Genomic DNA, 17975 nt, shown 5'->3' with positions numbered 1-17975 from the left:
TTTTTCACGTTTTCTCTTGTCTTTCTCAAAAATAACTTGTACCTTTGTGCCAAATAACCACATTGCGCAAAAATAACAATGAAAAAACTCCTATTTAGTTTTATCGCTTGCGCCGTAATACTTATGATGACAGGTTGCGGCTCGAGTAAGAATGTACCTTATTTCAAGAACATCGACTCCATTAGCCTTGCCGCTTCACGTGGTCTCTACGATGCCCACATCATGCCGAAGGACGAGCTGACAATCACTGTGCTAACCGTCGATCCAAAGGCCAGTCTGCCGTTCAACCTCGCAGTGCAGCCGGCAATCGGAGGCAGCGGTCAGATTTCGACCGGAGGAGGTTCTCTTCAGGGCTATCTCGTCGACAACGACGGATTCATCAACTTCCCAATCATCGGCAAGATTCACGTTGCCGGACTGACAAAGACCGAATGTGAGGATCTCATCAAGAGCAAGGTACAGCCCTACTTGGCAAAGAGCGAGAATCCTATCGTCACCGTAACGATGGCCAGCTACCGCATCACCGTCCTCGGTGAGGTCAACAGCCCGAGGGTCGTTCCGGTGTCGGGCGAGAAAATGAGCATTCTTGAGGCACTGGCACAAGCCGGCGACCTGTCGATATACGGACGACGCGACAATGTGCTCCTGCTCCGTGAGGATGCTACCGGCCAGAAGCACCAGTACCGCATCAACCTCAACGACGCCAATCTCATCAACTCACCATATTACTATCTGCAGCAGAATGATGTAATCTACGTCCAGCCTAACAACGTCAAGGCAGGAAACTCCGGCATCGGCAGCTCGACGACCATCTGGTTCTCGTTCATCAGCATTGCCACATCAATTGCATCACTGCTCGTCAACGTTCTTAGAAAGTAATACTGTATCTGCCGCCGTTTGGCGGCAGACTATTCAGATAAAGGATAATACACATATAGGGGAATATAATCATAATGGACAAAAACATTCATGAAGATTGTGGAGTAGCCCTCATCCGCCTGCTCAAGCCGCTGGAATACTATCAGCAGAAGTATGGCACCTGGATGTGGGCTCTCAACAAGCTCTACCTCATGATGGAGAAAGAGCATAACCGTGGTCAGGAAGGTGCCGGCATAGCAGCTGTAAAGCTCGAGTCGGAACCTGGTCACGAGTATATGTTCCGTGAGCGCGCGGAAGGAAAGGATGCCATCACTGAGATTTTCGGCAACGTACGCCGCGAATTTACCGAATATACTAAGGATCAGGTAAGAGACGTTACATTCGCAAAGCAGAACCTGCCGTTTGCCGGCGAGTTATATATGGGCCACCTTCGGTACTCCACTACCGGAAAGCGTGGCCTTTCTTATGTGCACCCGTTCCTGCGGCGCAACAACTGGAGGGCAAAAAATCTGTGTCTCTGCGGCAACTTCAATATGACAAACGTCGAGGAGGTATTCGAGAAACTGACCCAGCAAGGTATGCACCCGCGCATTTACAGCGATACGTACATCCTTCTCGAGCTCATGGGGCACCGCCTCGACCGTGAGGTGGAGCGCAACTTCGTTACCGCACAGAAAAAAGGACTCACCAAGACGGACATAACCAAGTACATCGAGGATAACGTGAAAATGAGCAACGTCCTCAAGACGACAATGACTAACTTCGATGGTGGATACGTTATCTGTGGTCTGACAGGCAGCGGAGAAATGTTCTCGGTGCGCGATCCATGGGGAATACGACCGGCTTACTATTACAAGAACGACGAAATTATGGTCTTGGCAAGTGAGCGACCAGTGCTGCAGACGACCTTCGACCTTGAGTGCGACGATATTGTAGAACTGAATCCTGGTGAGGCAATTATCGTCAACAAGAGCGGAGAGGTTACAGTAAAGCAGATTATTGAGCCGAGAAATCAGGCTGCATGCTCATTCGAGAGAATCTATTTCTCACGAGGCTCCGACAGAGATATATACCAGGAACGGAAAAAACTGGGTGAGCAACTGACCCAACCCATCCTCAAAACTATCGACAACGATCTGGAGCACACCGTTTTCTCCTACATCCCGAATACGGCTGAGGTGGCTTACTATGGTATGCTCGACGGATTCAAAATCTATTTGAACGAGGAGAAAATCCGCCAGATTCAGAATCTCGACCATAAACCGACAGCCGATGAGCTGAGAGAGATTCTACATCAGTTCGTCAGGTCGGAGAAAGTGGCGTGGAAAGACATAAAACTGCGCACTTTCATCACCGAGGGCGATGCCAGAAACGACCTTGCAAGCCACGTATACGATGTCACTTACGAGTGTCTGGAGCCGTATAAGGACAACCTGGTAATCATCGACGACTCCATAGTCCGCGGAACAACACTCAAAGAAAGTATCCTGAGAATCCTCGACAGATTACACCCAAAGAAGATTGTGGTCGTATCGAGCGCACCGCAGATAAGATATCCCGACTACTACGGTATCGACATGCCAAGGCTCGAGGAGTTCTGCGTCTTCCGGGCTACCATCGAACTCATCAAGGAAAGGGGCATGCTCAACCTCATCAACGAGACATATCATAAATGTAAGCAGGAGGTTGAAAAGCCAAGAGGTGAGGTAATTACGAACCAGGTGCAGGAAATTTACAGACCGTTCAGCGTCGAAGAGATCAACAACAAGATTGTCGAGATGCTTAGACCAGAAGGTATGAAAACACCAGTAGACATTGTGTATCAGAGCATTGAGGGATTGCACAAGGCTATTCCCGAGCACCGGGGCGACTGGTATTTCACCGGCGACTATCCCACACAAGGCGGTATGCGACTCGTCAACCAGGCTTTCGTCAACTATGTTGAGAGGGTCTTCCAGAAGGAGGCAAAGTTCTGATAATGCCGCAGACTGAATAATAAAAAAAAAGAAAATAGAATTGGAGATGAGCTTTGGGACGTGAAACGCTATGGCGACACTCCTATGGCTCATTATCCATACATTAACAATAAATTCATGAGGAACGTAACATTAGTTTTAAGCGACGGAACAAAATTCCACGGCAAGAGCTTTGGCTACGAAAAGCCAGTTGCCGGAGAGGTCGTGTTCAACACTGCAATGATGGGATATCCGGAAAGTCTCACTGACCCTTCTTACGCAGGACAATTGCTCACAATGACTTTCCCGCTCGTAGGCAACTATGGAGTACCGCCATTCACCATCGAAAAGAACGGCCTTCCCACATTCATGGAGAGTGACAAGATATATGCTTCGGCAATAATCGTCTCCGACTACAGCGAGAAATACAGCCATTGGAATGCTGTGGAGAGCCTTGCCGACTGGCTCAAGCGCGAGCACGTCCCCGGAATAACTGGCATCGACACACGTGAACTGACCAAGGTGCTCAGGGAACACGGTGTAATGATGGGAAAAATCCTCTTCGACGACGAACCCGACAATATCCCGGAAGCCGACTACGAGGGCGTGAACTTTGTCGACCAGGTATCCTGCAAGGAGATAATAAGATACAACGAGGGTGCCGGAAAGAAAGTCGTTCTGGTCGACTGCGGTGTAAAAGCCAATATAATACGTTGCCTCATAAACCGTGGCGTGGAGGTAATACGCGTGCCATGGAATTACGATTATACGTCGATGGACGTCGACGGACTCTTCCTTGCCAATGGTCCAGGCGATCCTGACACTTGCTCCGACGCTGTGGAAATAATCAGAAAGTACATGAGTCAGTCCACAAAACCAATCTGTGGAATATGCATGGGCAACCAGCTCCTTGGCAAAGCAGCCGGTGCCACAATATATAAGCTGAAGTACGGACACCGTTCTCACAACCAGCCGGTGCGTCTCGTGGGAACCGAAAAATGCTATATCACATCGCAGAACCACGGATACGCCGTCGACAGCAAGACTCTTGGTAACGACTGGCAGGAGCTTTTCGTAAATATGAACGACGGATCGAACGAGGGCATACGCCACAAAACGAATCCTTGGTTCTCATCGCAATTCCACCCGGAGGCCTGCTCAGGACCAGTCGATACAGAATTCATGTTCGACAAGTTTGTTGAAACACTTAAATAAACCATTCCCTTCAATATTTCAAAAATAGACAGATGAAAGACGAAAAAATAAAGAAAGTCCTGCTCTTAGGTTCAGGAGCACTGAAGATTGGTGAAGCCGGTGAGTTCGACTACTCTGGCTCACAGGCCTTGAAAGCATTGAAAGAGGAAGGTGTCGAGACTGTTCTCATAAATCCGAATATTGCCACCGTGCAGACATCGGAGGGCGTTGCCGATCAGATTTATTTCCTTCCCGTACAGCCGTTCTTTGTTGAGAAGGTCATTGCCAAGGAGCATCCCGACGGCATTTTGCTCAGTTTCGGCGGACAGACAGCACTAAACTGCGGTGTCGAACTGGAGCGCAAGGGAATCCTTGAAAAGTACAACGTACGCGTTTTGGGAACACCGGTGTCTGCAATCATGAACACCGAGGACCGCGAGCTCTTCGTTGAGCGACTCGACGAAATCGATGTAAAGACCATAAAGAGCGAGGCTTGCGAGAATATCGAGCAGGCTCGGAAGGCCGCAAAGGACGTTGGCTACCCTGTTATCGTCCGCGCAGCATACGCTTTGGGCGGTCTGGGATCGGGATTTGCCGACAACGAGGAAGAACTTAACAAGATTTGCGAGAAAGCTTTCTCCTTCTCGCCACAGGTTTTGGTTGAGAAGAGCCTTAAAGGTTGGAAGGAAATCGAGTACGAGGTGGTTCGCGACAAATACGACAACTGCATTACCGTATGTAATATGGAGAACTTTGACCCTCTCGGCATACACACCGGAGAGAGCATTGTCATCGCTCCGTCGCAGACATTGTCAAACTCTGAATATCACAAACTGCGCGCACTGTCGATAAAAATTGTCCGTCATATAGGAATTATCGGTGAATGTAACGTTCAATATGCGTTCGACCCGCAGAGCGAGGACTACCGCGTTATCGAAGTCAACGCACGTTTGAGCCGCTCGTCAGCCCTTGCAAGTAAGGCCACTGGTTATCCTCTTGCTTTCGTCGCAGCCAAATTAGGTATGGGTTATGGCCTTTTCGAGCTGAAAAACTCCGTAACGAAGACCACATCAGCATTCTTCGAGCCGGCTCTCGACTACGTTGTTTGTAAGATTCCGCGCTGGGATTTGTCTAAATTCCGCGGTGTCGACAAGGAACTCGGTTCGTCCATGAAGTCGGTTGGAGAGGTAATGGCCATCGGCCGTAACTTCGAGGAAGCCATTCAGAAGGGTCTGAGAATGATAGGCCAGGGAATGCATGGTTTCGTTGAGAACAAGGAACTTGAAATCGAAAACATCGACGAGGCGCTGCGCGAGCCTACCGACAAGCGTGTTTTTGTCATCTCGAAGGCCATGCACAAGGACTATACCGTCGATCAGATTCATGATTTGACAAAGATTGACCGTTGGTTCCTCTACAAGCTCAAGCACATTATCGACATCGACGAGCGTCTGAAAAAGTGCAATATCAACACTCTTGACAAGGAATTGCTCCGTGAGGCAAAAGTATATGGTTTCACCGACTTCCAGATTGCGCGCGCCGTCGGTCTTGAGGACGAGTACCACAATATGCATAAGGCCCTTCTCGTAGTCCGCAACCTACGCAAGAGCTATGGCATTCTGCCTGTTGTGAAGCAGATTGATACCCTTGCTGCTGAGTATCCGGCCCAGACCAACTATCTGTACGTCACTTACTCGGGTGTGAAGAGCGACATCAGCTTCTCCAACGACAAGCGAAACGTCATCGTATTGGGCTCAGGAGCATACCGAATCGGTAGTTCCGTTGAGTTCGACTGGTGCGGAGTACAGGCCCTTAACACCATCCGGAAACAGGGATACAGAAGTATCATGATAAACTATAACCCCGAAACGGTGTCGACGGACTACGATATGTGCGACCGACTCTATTTCGATGAACTGACATTTGAGCGTGTCATGGATATCATCGACATGGAAAATCCGTACGGAGTTATTGTTTCGACGGGCGGACAGATACCTAACAACCTCGCTATGTACCTCGATGCCGAGAACGTTCCTATCCTCGGCACAGCAGCCAAGGACATCGATAATGCCGAGGACCGTGCTAAATTCTCTGCCATGCTTACCCGCAACCACATCAATCAGCCTGAGTGGAGTGCCCTGACGAGTATGGCCGACATCGACAAATTTATCGAGCGGGTCGGATTCCCGGTTCTTGTCCGTCCGAGCTACGTACTCTCCGGAGCAGCCATGAACGTCTGCTCGAACGAAGATGAGCTCCGCCGCTTCCTCCAGCTTGCAGCCAATGTCAGTGAGGATCACCCTGTTGTGGTCAGCAAATTCATCGAGCATGCCAAGGAAATCGAGTTCGACGCTGTTGCCAACAAGGGCGAAGTGTTAGCTTATGCCATTTCGGAGCATATCGAGTTTGCCGGTGTTCACTCCGGCGATGCCACGATTCAGTTCCCGCCGCAGAAGCTTTACGTCGAGACAGTACGCCGTATCAAGCGCGTATCCCGTCAGATAGCCAAGGACTTAAACATCTCTGGACCGTTCAACATCCAGTATATGGCGCGCGATAACGACATCCTCGTCATCGAGTGCAACCTCCGTGCCAGCCGCTCGTTCCCATTCGTGAGCAAGGTTCTCAAGCTCAACCTCATTGATTTGGCCACGAAGGTGATGCTTGGCGTTCCCGTGGAGAAACCGAGTAAGAACCTCTTCGACCTCGACTACGTCGGTATCAAGGCCAGCCAGTTCTCGTTCAACCGTCTGCAGAAGGCCGATCCGGTGCTTGGTGTCGACATGAGTTCAACGGGAGAGGTAGGCTGCCTGGGCGAGGATACCAACGACGCACTGCTGAAAGCCATGCTCTCCGTTGGTCAGCGTATACCTAAGAAGAATATCCTCCTGTCCACCGGCGGTGCCAAGGAGAAAGCCGAAACCCTCGACGCAGCCAAGATGTTGCTCAAGCACGGCTACAAACTCTATGCCACAGTCGGCACGAGCAAGTATCTCACCGAGAACGGTGTCGAGAACACTCTCGTCTACTGGCCAAGCGATGAAGGCAAAGAACCTCAGGCACTTACGATGCTTCACAACAAGCAAATCGACCTGGTGGTGAACATCCCGAAGGATCTTACGGCCCATGAGCTGTCGAACGGATACAAGATTCGACGTGCAGCCATCGACCTGAACATCCCGCTGATTACGAACAGCCGTCTGGCTACAGCGTTCATCAATGCGTTCTGCAGCGTTTCTCCCGACGAGATTGAGATAAAAGCTTGGGGAGAATACTAATTTTCGATAACGTAAAAGAGAGATGCCGGGTATCCATACATATTAATACAGTGTGTGCGCCACCCGGCATTTTTCATCTTCCATTAAATTAATTGAATAGGAATGTTTTCAGGAATAGTAGAAGAAATGGCTACAGTAGTGGCCATCAAGCACGACAGAGAGAATATCGATCTCACGCTAAAGTGCTCATTTACAAGCGAATTGAAGATTGACCAGAGCATCTCTCACAATGGAGTTTGCCTCACTGTTGTCAACATCGACGGCGACACCTACACCGTTACGGCGATGAAGGAGACCCTCGACCGCAGTAACCTCGGTCTGCTCCACGTTGGCGACCACGTCAATATCGAGAGGTCGATGCTGATGAACGGCCGCCTCGACGGCCACATCGTCCAGGGCCATGTCGACGAAACGGCCAAATGCATCCGCAAGGAGGATGCTGACGGAAGTACATACTTCACGTTCGAATACAAGCTTGACAGGGACATGGCGCGCCGCGGCTATTTCACCGTAGACAAGGGCTCGGTGACCGTCAACGGCGTTTCGCTAACTGTCATTGCACCAACCGATAACACGTTTACCGTAGCCATAATCCCCTATACGCACGATAATACGAACTTCGGCGATATAGAAATTGGCACAACAGTAAACATCGAGTTCGACATTCTCGGCAAATACATTGCCCGTCTGCGCCATTTTGAGGGAGAATAAGATTTTTACTCAAGTAACAGACGAAGGGCAGAAACACAATTACGCCACTATTGTGAACCTCGGCAAAACTGCTGGACACAATAGTGGCGTTATTTTTTCGTAATCTTATAAGGTTCATGATGTGCTACGGTCTGCCCTATGCAAAGTCGAGCAACTGCTCCGGCCGCTCTATCAGCGTGGTCGCTCCGTGAGCAAGGAGGAAGTCACGGTCGCGGAATCCCCATAAAACACTGATACAAGGCACTCCCACGTTATGCGCAGTATCGATGTCGACATCGCTGTCACCGATATATACCGTTCCCTCTTTGCCGACACCCAATTGGCGCATAGCCTCCAGAACGGTATCGGGAGCCGGTTTCTTCCGGATATTCTCCCGCTCACCGATAGCCACCTCAATAGTATCGGGGAAGAAATGCCGTGCAAGTTCCTGCGTGGCAGCATAGAACTTATTGCTGACGATAGCTAACTTCTTGCCACGCCGCTTCAGCTCAGCAAGTACCTCGGGAATACCATCATAAGGTTTCGTCGTGTCCAGACTATGCTCCAGATAGTGCTTGCGGAACGTAGCATAAGTCTCGTCGAAATCGGGATTATTGAGTCCATCGGGGATGGCCCGTTCCATAAGTTTCTTTACACCATTCCCCACGAACCGCCGCACATCGTCGACCGAGTGCTCTGGCATGCCCGCTGAGCGCAGTGCATAATTGGTACTTGCTGCCAAATCGTTGATAGTGTTGAGCAGGGTACCATCCAAATCGAAAATAAAGTTATCCATAATACAATCAAGCCCTGAAACTTCGGGTTATCATCGTTTTTATTTTATTGTTGAATTGATCAGCGTTAATAAGCTCATCAACAGTTGGTTTCATCCTATATTTCCACTTGTTGAACGCATCGTAGGGCGCGTTAATACGTAGGGAGAACACATCTTCATTACTAAAATTATAGTCCATGGCCATCCAGTCCTGTATGCTCATCATGCAAAGCATTGAAGGACAGTACAGATGGCGGGCCACAATCTCCTCGGCAATCATCGGCGGCAGATGGCGCGGAGCCCGTCCATCCTTCTGCAACAAAGTGTTCCAGAATCGTTGTGTCCGCTCCATATTCTCCTCCCACCATAGTCGCAACGGGGCCATATCGTGAGTTGTGGGCACAGCGACGCTGCAGTAAGGGTACGACTCAAGATGGGCAAACTCGTCACCACGCTGTTTCGGCATCGACTGGACCTCCAACGACAGCATGCGCATCTGCTCAAGAACACCCTGAACACAAGCCGGCATCAGCCCCAAATCCTCAGCACAGACAAGCATTTTCGTATCGCCGAAGACCGCATTCAGTTTCTTGCGGGCCATTGACTCCCAATAGCTGTTGTGCCGTTCAAAATAAAAGTCGTTGTACAGCCTCACGAACGCCTCCTTGTCGTCATGGCTAAGAACCTTATACACAGGTTCATCGAACACTCCGAACCGCGGATAGTACATCCCCTTTCTGTAAGGATCCTTGACGAAAAGGACGTTGGCACACAGATGCATAAGCCCGTCACGAATCCACTGACTGTTCTCGTCGTTGCGTCCGTCGAAGTGCTGTTTTATCTTCTTCTGGGTGTCGTATTCCGGCTTTAGTGTATAGAGATGATAAGCCTCCGCATTGAGGAAATTCCCCCTAACGTAGTCGGCATGGATACCAAAGAACTGACTGACGACGGCATCATTGATGAACGGCAACGTACAGATGTCCTTATGGAAATCAAATCCGTAGCCTCTGATGTCTTTCTCGGTAAAGGGCAGCGACGGTGAGAAATGCCCCAATACCGTCCACACATTCTGTTCGGGAATCTCCCATGTCCGGAAGAACGACACCACATGGTCAACGCGCACTGCATCGAAGTATAAATTCATATGTCCGAGCACATCTTTGAGATACTCAGCCACCTGCCGCCCGTCGTCAGGATACCAGTCGAAAGGCGGCATTCCCCAGTCCTGACCGTGCGGCTCACTCGCCGACGGCGGATTGCCAAGCCGCATATTGAGGTGGAAAAGTTCGGGATGCTGCCATGTCACGGCACTGTCGCGATACAGTCCTACGGGCAGGTCACCGCAAAGGGCTATTCCCTTACTATGTGCATAATCGGCAACGGCAACAAACTGGACGTGAAGATGATACTGGACGTAGCAGGTGAAGTCGAAAACATCACGAAACTGCTTGTCAGCGCGGTAGGCCTCAGTCAGTTTTTGCTCGTCGTATATCGAAAATTCGCACCAGTCGGAGGTTCTCGCCGTATTAAAACGTTCACGAAGGGCGCAGAAACAGGCATACGGAAAGAGCCAGAACCTGTTATCGTTCATGAACTTTTTAAGCTCATCCGTAGCCATTTCGTCCCTACCCTTCTGCCTGAAAGCAGCATATATATACCGCAGTTTCAACCTGTCAACAGCCTCATAATCAGAGTATTCGAGGGCATTGAGTTCTCGCCGCTGCCGGTTGAATGCCGTCATCCCGGCCTCATCAGTTTCCAGCCCCAACTGCCCAATGTCGAGATAGTGAGGATGGAGCGCGTGAAGCGAAATGCAATTATAGGGATGGGAGTCCGACCACGTGTGCGTTGTGGTGGTATCGAACAAAGGCAGAAGTTGGATTACGCGCATGCCGGTAACCGCGGCATAATCGACGAAGCGGTGCAAATCGCCGAAATCGCCTACGCCAAACGACTTCTCGGTACGCAAGGAGAACAGCGGAACGACTACACCGGCGGCCTTCCACGTGCGTTCTCTCACTCGCAGATTCTCGCCGCTGAGCACCAATACCTGCCCGTCGCGAAGTTGAGTACTGTCGGCATGGCGGTTATCACCCTCCTCCCATTTTATTATTCTGTTCTCACTCTCGTCGACAACAACATACTTATATTCAACAGCTTCCCTGACATTGTCGACATTAAGTGAGAAAGTCCACTCGTCCTCACCCGACGGATACATCTTCAGAAACATCATTGGATTCCATGACCCCAATGAGGGATGACTGCCAATAACGGCGAGAGCCTGTCCCTTCGCCAATTGGGGGGCCAGGACGCGGAAGATTATGGTACGGCGGAACAGCGGCATACTGCCACTGACGTCGCCCTCATGGGCCTCACGCCTGTCGCACACCCGGCACAAGTCGGACATCAGATGGCTCTGAAGGGGAATGTCGCGCCACTGGTCGGGGAAGATAAAGTCCATAGCCGAATGGAATCTGAACCGACGCGGCACACGGTTCCACTCCCTGCGCAAAACCCTACCATCGGAGTCCTCAAGCTGATAGACATACTCAAAGGACACTATCACGTGCTTGCGGCTGTCGAGAGCTGAAGTCTCGAAGGTCCACAACTGCCCGTCGGCCGTCGACATACAGAAGTCGTAGTCGCGACGCCGGCCATCATTATAGTGATAGGTAATGGCGACATGCATGCTCTGCCCCCACTCAGTAGAGTAATGAACACTGAACTTTAATAACATACATGCAAAGTTAGTATAAAAAGGAGACAACCCAAAATAAAAGATGTGAAAAATCGTAATGAGAAAAACAAAATCCATAATCTTTATTGTACCTTTGCAAACGAAATTTCAAAAAAGAATAAAAATAAACATTACAAGGAGAGAAATGACTAAAAGACATTCGAAGAACGGGCACCGGAAAAGCCTGCTCACTTCATTGTGCGTTGTAGTTCTGATTCTCATGGCTGTCGTCTGGGCACTGTTTTTCCATGCCATGTCGAAAGGCGGCGACCGCTACATCTACATCTCACCCACCGACAATATCGACTCGGTATACGCAAAGCTCCGTCCTATATCCAACGCCACCTCGTTCGCTGGATTCCGTATCCTTGCCAGCGTCACCGGTTATGCCGGCCACATCCGCTCAGGACGATACGCCGTCGACAATACCGGAGCCCTGTTCACGTTCCGCAACTTCAAGAACGGCCATCAGGCCAGCGTCCACCTCACCGTCCCCTCGATGCATCTCGTGAGCGACCTCGGTGATGTTTTCGCCAAGAAGATGAAGTTCACGAAGAAGGAATTCATGGCTGCCGCCACCGACTCGCTCTTCCTCGACTCGCTCGGTTACAAGCCGTCGAACATCATTGCGGTATTCGTGCCGAACACGTACGACTTCTACTGGGACATCTCACCACGCGAATTCATCCGCAAGATGGCCAAGAATTACGACCAGTTCTGGACTCCTGCCCGCCGACAGAAGGCCGAGGCCGACAGCCTCAAGCCCATGCAGGTGATGATTATAGCCAGCATGATAAGCGAGGAGACGAACAACAAGAAGGAGAAACCAATCATTGCAGGCATCTACATCAACCGTCTGCGCATAAATATGCCGCTACAGTCGTGTCCTACAGTGAAGTATGCTCTCAAGCGGTTCGACCTTGAGCGCATCTACACATGGATGACGCAGATCGACAATCCGTACAACACGTACAACCGCTACGGTCTGCCTCCAGGGCCAATACGCAACCCGAATCCCGAGGATATCGACGCCGTACTCAACTTCGTGCACCACGACTACCTCTATATGTGCGCAAGTGCAAAATTCGACGGTACTCACCACTTCTCAAAGACTTATGAGGAGCAGAAGGCATACTCGAAGGAATACGACAGCGAGTTGAACAAAAGAAATATTAAATAATCCGGAATCGCCGATTCCGACGCCCATTACGGCGCGACCGCAATGAGCAAACCATAAAAGAGGCCGTGCCGTTATATCAATGCAATCCATACATTTGAGAGGATTGATGATATAACGGCACGGCCTCTTCGACTTTATACCATGACGCAAAGGCGTAAAGATGAACAGAAATATGAGGCAAAACTACGTCATGAAATAAGCAAGATTAAACCTATAAGACATCAGAAATAACAATTTCTACTGCTCGTTTTACGGTTCATCATTATATAATTATCCAATTTCTTGGAACCAAAACCGAAGGCCAAACAACATGTTCAGCGATCCGGAGAGGTCATTATAAACAGTAAAAATATTTCATAATAACCAACGAAGGAATCCATCCGTGTAACTATCTTATATTCAAGTACATAGCAATATAGCCCGTTTTGCGTTCCAAAACGGCCCGTTTTGCAAGCCGAAACGGCCCGTTTCAGGACGCGAAACGGTCCATTTCAGAGTGCCAAACGGTATATACTGAAATGGTGTTAAGATTTTTCAGAAACAAAAGACCGTCTTGATGGCAGTATTCTAACGATTCTACATCATTTGCAATCAACCTCAGCAGGCGGAAAATACGGATGAATCTGCGGCCGAAAACAATCCAAAACAGATTATATCGGCAGCGGAAATCCATCCTAATCCCTGCACCCGGACACAAAAAAACTTTTGCCGCGGGGTAACACCGTTACCTGCGCAGCAAAAGTTTTCCGCATATTGGGGACTACCCCAAAGGGCTTGTTACGGTTCCGTGGGCTCGCGAGCGGAACTAATTCCATCCGGCTACCAGTAGTACCGAAACGTTATTCAGCCTCCGGCACAATGAGCTTATAGCCCTTGCCGTGGATATTGATGATTTCTATCTGGTCATCAGCTTTAAGATGCTTACGGAGCTTAGTGATGTACACATCCATCGAACGGGCATTGAAGTAGTTGTCGTCTATCCAGATAGTCTTCAGGGCATAGTCGCGCTGGAGAATCTCGTTGGCATGACTGCAGAGGAGACCCAAGAGCTCATTCTCTTTCGTCGTGAGCTTCGTTGTCTTTGTCGGATCGCCGTCGAGGGTGAGCAACTGCTTCTGAGTGTCGAACGTGAAGCGGCCGATATGATAGAGTGTGCTCTCCTTGTTCTTCTTTCCGCGTACGCGACGCAGTATAGCCTCAATGCGGAGAACGAGTTCCTCCATCGAGAACGGCTTCGTGATGTAGTCGTCGGCGCCAATCTTGAAACCTTCGAGGATATCGTCCTTCAGGGTCTTGGCTGTCAGGAAGATAATTGGAATCTCCGAGTTAGCCTGACGAATCTCCTGAGCGAGAGTGAAACCATCCTTCTTTGGCATCATCACGTCGAGTACACATATATCGAACTTACTTCTGAGGAAAGCCTTGTATCCAGCCTCACCGTCAGGACAGAGCTCAGCCTGATAGCCCTTAGCCTGGAGATACTCGCGAAGGAGCATTCCGAGGTTCTCATCGTCCTCACACAACAGAATCTTGATTGTTTCTTCCATAATCGTTGTATTTTAATCGTTAATATTTATTCTTTTACTGTTGTTGTTCTTTTTTCGTCTCTGCTTATGCCATACCGTCCTGGGTGAACGGCAGGCGGATGGTGAACGTAGTGCCCTCGCCGTAGGTACTCTCCACCTTGATGTCGCCCTCGTGCAAGTCGACCATCTTCTTGACGTAGGCCAGGCCAAGTCCGAAACCCTTGACATCGTGGCGGTTACCGGTGTGAACGCGATAGAACTTCTCGAAGATTTTCTTCTGGTCGTCCTTCTTTATGCCTATACCCGTGTCGCGAATACTAAGGCATACGTTGCTACCCTCGTTCCACGTCTTGAGGTAAATGTCAAGCGGCTTGTCGGGTTTAGCATACTTCACAGCATTGTCCATGAGGTTGAAGATGACGTTCTGGAAGTGCATCTCGTCGACATATATGGTAGAATCGACGGCCCCAATGTCGGTATAGACCTTTCCGCCTTTGTGCCCCACACGGAGGGTGAAACTGTTGGCTATCGTCTCAACCATCTCGTTGAGGTCGACATGTTTCTTCTTCAGAACGGCAGTCTTCTGGTCGTACATGCTCATCTGGAGCACTTTCTCGACGAGGAACCTCAGTCGCTTGCTCTCGTCGAGGACTATTCCGCACAGATGGTCGAGCATCGAAGGCGTCTTCTGTATGCTCTTGTCGTTCATCATCTGGGCCGCCAACGAGATGCTCGCTATCGGGGTTTTCAGCTCGTGGGTCATATTATTGACGAAGTCGTTCTTTATTTCGGAGTACTTTTTCTGCCTGAACACCACGACAATGGTAAAGACGAAGGTAACAAGAAGGACGAGGGTAAAGATGACCGACGGTATCATGAACCTCACACTGGAGAAGATGTAGCTGTTCATGTCGGGGAAGTACACCTTTATCACACCCATCTTCGACTGCGGGTCGTTTCTGAAGAGCACCTGAGTGTACGACTTCTCGTCGACATCCTCCTCGTCGGCATTCGCGGGCCAGTCGGAACAGCGGTACACTTCGCGGCCGTCTTGGGTGGTAACAACGAAGTGGTAGTTGATGCTCTGGCCGACATTGATACCATTGTTCAGCAGCTCGGCACGCAGGTCCTGGTCGAGGAGCTTGAAGTTGATACGCTCTTTCAGCGGCTTGTTGGAGGCTGAGTAGAGGATGTTGTAGACCACCTCGTTGACCATTCCTTTCTGATAGACAAACCGATTGCGAATCATCTGCTGCATATTCTTCTTAGCCGACGAAATCGTCGAACTGTCGTTGCGCAGAATCATCGCCTTGGGAATCTGCGAAGGCTTAACGAGAGAGGTCTTCTGCTCGAACGTTGACGTGGCCGGGTTGCTCTTGCCACTCTTGCGGTCGGTAGAATCCTTGCCAACGTAATTCTCCAAATATCGAAGAGTCTCGTTGAGTTCAAGGTTGCGAGAGGCCTGGTAGAGAGCACGATTGACCGACTCGTCGAACTGCTCCTTCTTCATGTCTGCCATCTCTTCTATATAGTTGAGCTGCAGAAAGAGAAGGGCAAGGAACGAGAGCCCCATGATGACTGCCACTGTCCAAATCGTTTTCTTCTTCATTGTTATTTACTATTATGTTGCAAATTTACTTTAAATATTAATTAGTTAACAAGCAAAGGTTAATTATTTTGGCTGTATTAGATGTTTTTAACACTGTTCGTAGAGTTAATTAATTATTATCAATCAGTGATGATTAAATTAATCAAACATCGTATAGATATGAACAAAACAAGAGCCGAAGACGATAACATTATTGTCTGCCAGCCATTTATTGAAGCTAATGTTATGGTTTTGTTTCGTAAAATAGCGGGTATAATCTTACTGTTTCTTCTTCAACTAATTCAAGAACTTGGCCTTTCAATCCCTATATACCTATATATAATAGCCCAGCTAACACGATTCCGCACCGCGAGGGGCATAAAGGAATGAAAAAAGCGACCCCTTTCGATGTTTTGAAAGAGATCGCTTTATAATATAAAACGTAAGTTCTATGAAGTTAATTTCGGTCGTAGATAAATCCAATTGGCAGACTAAAAGCTCTGCAATTCGATTCGACTCACGACAAAAGCTGTCGGAAATAGCCTCTAAAGCCTTCGGGGTTATCGCATTGTCGCCGTCAAATGACAGTGCAAAACACTAACAATAAGACTATTACAGTTCCTCTTCCTTATCCTTGACTGTCTCGTTAAGGAAGTCGAGGAAGAGGCGCATGGCCTTGTTTGTGGCAATGGCAAGATTGATGTCGCGGCCAAAGTCCTCGGTCAGCTTGAAGGTGCGGATGTCGTCCTTGCTGCCATATCCAATCCAGATTGTTCCCACAGGAATCTCCTTGGAGCCGCCGCCGGGTCCTGCTATGCCAGTAGCCGAAATGGCAAAGTCGACATCCAACGCATTTAGAGCGCCAACAACCATCTCGCGGGCAACCTCCTCGCATACCGCCGTCTGCTCTTCGAGCACGTCGTGATTAACGCCAAGGAGTTTCTCCTTAATCTCGTTGGTGTAAGAAACTATTCCGCCCTTGAAGTAATTGCTTGCTCCTGGAATGGAGATTATAGACTCGGCAATTCTGCCACCGGTGCAACTCTCTGCTGTTCCGACGGTTAGCCCCGAGGCATAGAGTATATCTCCAATCTGTCTTGATATTATTTTGCTTTCGAATTCCATTATTACTGTTATTGAAAATTATTTGAAGGTAACCTTCGAGAAGGCCGGCAAGTCGATGGAAGCAAAGTCGTGGTCACGGTACTTGAAGGTTCCCACGCATGCAATCATTGCGGCATTGTCGGTTGTAAAACTGAATTTCGGAATGTAAATCGTCCACCCGAACCGCTTGGCATGGTCGCGGAAGGCATCACGCAGAACTGAGTTGGCACTCACTCCGCCAGCCACCGCAACATGTTTAATACCAGTCTGTTTGACGGCCATACGCAGTTTCTTCATCAGAATGTCGACGATGGTATATTCGAGCGACGCGGCCAGGTCCTCCTTATGATGCTCAACGAAATCGGGTTCTTCCTTTACCCACTTCTGCAAGCTATAGAGGAACGATGTCTTCAGTCCCGAAAACGAGTAGTCGAGACCCGGTATGTGGGGTTCGGAGAATTTGAATGCCTTTGGATTGCCATTCTTTCCGAGTCGGTCGATGATTGGTCCGCCGGGATAGCCGAGTCCCATTACCTTTGAGCATTTGTCGATAGCCTCTCCTGCTGCATCGTCGATGGTCTGACCAAGCACCTGCATATCGTTGTAGGCATTGACCTTGACAATCTGGCTGTTGCCACCGGAGACGAGGAGACAGATAAAGGGGAATGGCGGCATGTGGTTGTCGTCGTCGCTCTCCTTGATGAAATGCGCCATGACATGTCCCTGCAGATGATTGACATCGATGAGTGGAATATCGAGCGAACGGGCAAATCCCTTTGCGAAACTTGTACCTACGAGGAGCGAGCCCATAAGTCCCGGACCGCGCGTAAAGGCCACAGCCGATATCTGTTCCTTAGTTATTCCGGCCCGCTTAATGGCCTGATCGACAACCGGAACGACATTCTGCTGATGAGCACGCGACGCAAGTTCGGGCACCACACCACCGTAAGCCTTGTGCACTTCCTGCGAGGCTGTGACATTGCTCAGAATCACCTGATTCTTTAATACGGCAGCCGACGTATCATCGCATGACGACTCAATACCTAATATATATATGTCTTCCATA

General features: G+C 49.5%; 12 protein-coding genes. 6 read left to right on the top strand and 6 right to left on the bottom strand.

The genetic code is table 11. From position 1 onward, the window contains the following. The first annotated feature begins 78 nt into the window (after window positions 1-78). From LDN30_RS04755 to LDN30_RS04735, 5 genes are all read left to right on the top strand, one after another. Window positions 79-879, top strand: coding sequence for a polysaccharide biosynthesis/export family protein (locus LDN30_RS04755; protein WP_223925742.1), 801 nt, complete (start codon window positions 79-81; stop codon window positions 877-879). 74 nt (window positions 880-953) lie between these two features. Continuing rightward, window positions 954-2855 carry an amidophosphoribosyltransferase gene (locus LDN30_RS04750; protein WP_223925741.1) on the top strand — a complete coding sequence of 634 codons (1902 nt, stop codon included), beginning with the start codon at window positions 954-956 and terminating at the stop codon, window positions 2853-2855. 117 nt (window positions 2856-2972) lie between these two features. Then, window positions 2973-4049: a glutamine-hydrolyzing carbamoyl-phosphate synthase small subunit gene (gene carA, locus LDN30_RS04745; RefSeq protein ID WP_223928830.1), complete on the top strand. Its 1077-nt coding sequence runs from the start codon at window positions 2973-2975 to the stop codon at window positions 4047-4049. A gap of 32 nt (window positions 4050-4081) precedes the next feature. Further along, a complete protein-coding gene (carB, locus tag LDN30_RS04740) occupies window positions 4082-7306 on the top strand; it encodes a carbamoyl-phosphate synthase (glutamine-hydrolyzing) large subunit (protein WP_223925740.1) in 3225 nt (1074 codons plus the stop codon). Window positions 7307-7408: 102 nt separating this feature from the next. Further along, window positions 7409-8017, top strand: coding sequence for a riboflavin synthase (locus tag LDN30_RS04735; protein WP_223925739.1), 609 nt, complete (start codon window positions 7409-7411; stop codon window positions 8015-8017). A gap of 136 nt (window positions 8018-8153) precedes the next feature. Here LDN30_RS04735 and LDN30_RS04730 read toward each other — a convergent pair whose 3' ends face one another. Both LDN30_RS04730 and LDN30_RS04725 read right to left on the bottom strand, forming a co-directional pair. Next, window positions 8154-8792, bottom strand: a complete 639-nt coding sequence (locus LDN30_RS04730) for an HAD family hydrolase (protein ID WP_223925738.1) — start codon at window positions 8790-8792, stop codon at window positions 8154-8156. A 7-nt stretch (window positions 8793-8799) separates the two neighbouring features. After that, window positions 8800-11511 carry a 4-alpha-glucanotransferase gene (locus tag LDN30_RS04725; protein ID WP_223925737.1) on the bottom strand — a complete coding sequence of 904 codons (2712 nt, stop codon included), beginning with the start codon at window positions 11509-11511 and terminating at the stop codon, window positions 8800-8802. 145 nt (window positions 11512-11656) lie between these two features. Here LDN30_RS04725 and mltG point away from each other — a divergent pair, with 145 nt between their 5' ends. After that, window positions 11657-12691 (top strand): endolytic transglycosylase MltG, encoded by a 1035-nt coding sequence (mltG, locus tag LDN30_RS04720; protein WP_223925736.1) that lies wholly within the window; start codon window positions 11657-11659, stop codon window positions 12689-12691. A gap of 839 nt (window positions 12692-13530) precedes the next feature. On the opposite strand, the gene rprY is transcribed toward mltG, so the two are convergent. The 4 genes from rprY to tsaD all read right to left on the bottom strand — a co-directional run bounded on the left by rprY (window position 13531) and on the right by tsaD (window position 17974). Beyond that, entirely contained in the window at window positions 13531-14238 is a 708-nt protein-coding gene (gene rprY / locus LDN30_RS04715) for a response regulator transcription factor RprY (protein ID WP_223925735.1), read from the bottom strand. A gap of 64 nt (window positions 14239-14302) precedes the next feature. Then, entirely contained in the window at window positions 14303-15826 is a 1524-nt protein-coding gene (locus LDN30_RS04710; protein ID WP_223925734.1) for a sensor histidine kinase, read from the bottom strand. Between the two features lie 591 nt (window positions 15827-16417). After that, window positions 16418-16930 carry a CinA family protein gene (locus tag LDN30_RS04705; RefSeq protein WP_223928829.1) on the bottom strand — a complete coding sequence of 171 codons (513 nt, stop codon included), beginning with the start codon at window positions 16928-16930 and terminating at the stop codon, window positions 16418-16420. A gap of 18 nt (window positions 16931-16948) precedes the next feature. Further along, entirely contained in the window at window positions 16949-17974 is a 1026-nt protein-coding gene (tsaD, locus tag LDN30_RS04700) for a tRNA (adenosine(37)-N6)-threonylcarbamoyltransferase complex transferase subunit TsaD (RefSeq protein ID WP_223928828.1), read from the bottom strand. Window position 17975 lies beyond the last annotated feature (1 nt).

It is taken from the genome of Prevotella lacticifex, assembly GCF_019973375.1.
In the GTDB taxonomy this organism is placed as follows: Bacteria; Bacteroidota; Bacteroidia; order Bacteroidales; family Bacteroidaceae; genus Prevotella; species Prevotella lacticifex.
Note: the sequence above shows the minus strand (reverse complement) of the source record. Positions and strands in the feature narration are given on the sequence as shown.

Excerpts from the sequence above, each read along its gene's own strand:
- LDN30_RS04755 (WP_223925742.1), top strand. The coding sequence starts at position 79 with ATGAAAAAACTCCTATTTAGTTTTATCGCTTGCGCCGTAATACTTATG.
- LDN30_RS04750 (WP_223925741.1), top strand. The coding sequence starts at position 954 with ATGGACAAAAACATTCATGAAGATTGTGGAGTAGCCCTCATCCGCCTG.
- carA (WP_223928830.1), top strand. The coding sequence starts at position 2,973 with ATGAGGAACGTAACATTAGTTTTAAGCGACGGAACAAAATTCCACGGC.
- carB (WP_223925740.1), top strand. The coding sequence starts at position 4,082 with ATGAAAGACGAAAAAATAAAGAAAGTCCTGCTCTTAGGTTCAGGAGCA.
- LDN30_RS04735 (WP_223925739.1), top strand. The coding sequence starts at position 7,409 with ATGTTTTCAGGAATAGTAGAAGAAATGGCTACAGTAGTGGCCATCAAG.
- LDN30_RS04730 (WP_223925738.1), bottom strand. The coding sequence starts at position 8,792 with ATGGATAACTTTATTTTCGATTTGGATGGTACCCTGCTCAACACTATC.
- LDN30_RS04725 (WP_223925737.1), bottom strand. The coding sequence starts at position 11,511 with ATGTTATTAAAGTTCAGTGTTCATTACTCTACTGAGTGGGGGCAGAGC.
- mltG (WP_223925736.1), top strand. The coding sequence starts at position 11,657 with ATGACTAAAAGACATTCGAAGAACGGGCACCGGAAAAGCCTGCTCACT.
- rprY (WP_223925735.1), bottom strand. The coding sequence starts at position 14,238 with ATGGAAGAAACAATCAAGATTCTGTTGTGTGAGGACGATGAGAACCTC.
- LDN30_RS04710 (WP_223925734.1), bottom strand. The coding sequence starts at position 15,826 with ATGAAGAAGAAAACGATTTGGACAGTGGCAGTCATCATGGGGCTCTCG.
- LDN30_RS04705 (WP_223928829.1), bottom strand. The coding sequence starts at position 16,930 with ATGGAATTCGAAAGCAAAATAATATCAAGACAGATTGGAGATATACTC.
- tsaD (WP_223928828.1), bottom strand. The coding sequence starts at position 17,974 with ATGGAAGACATATATATATTAGGTATTGAGTCGTCATGCGATGATACG.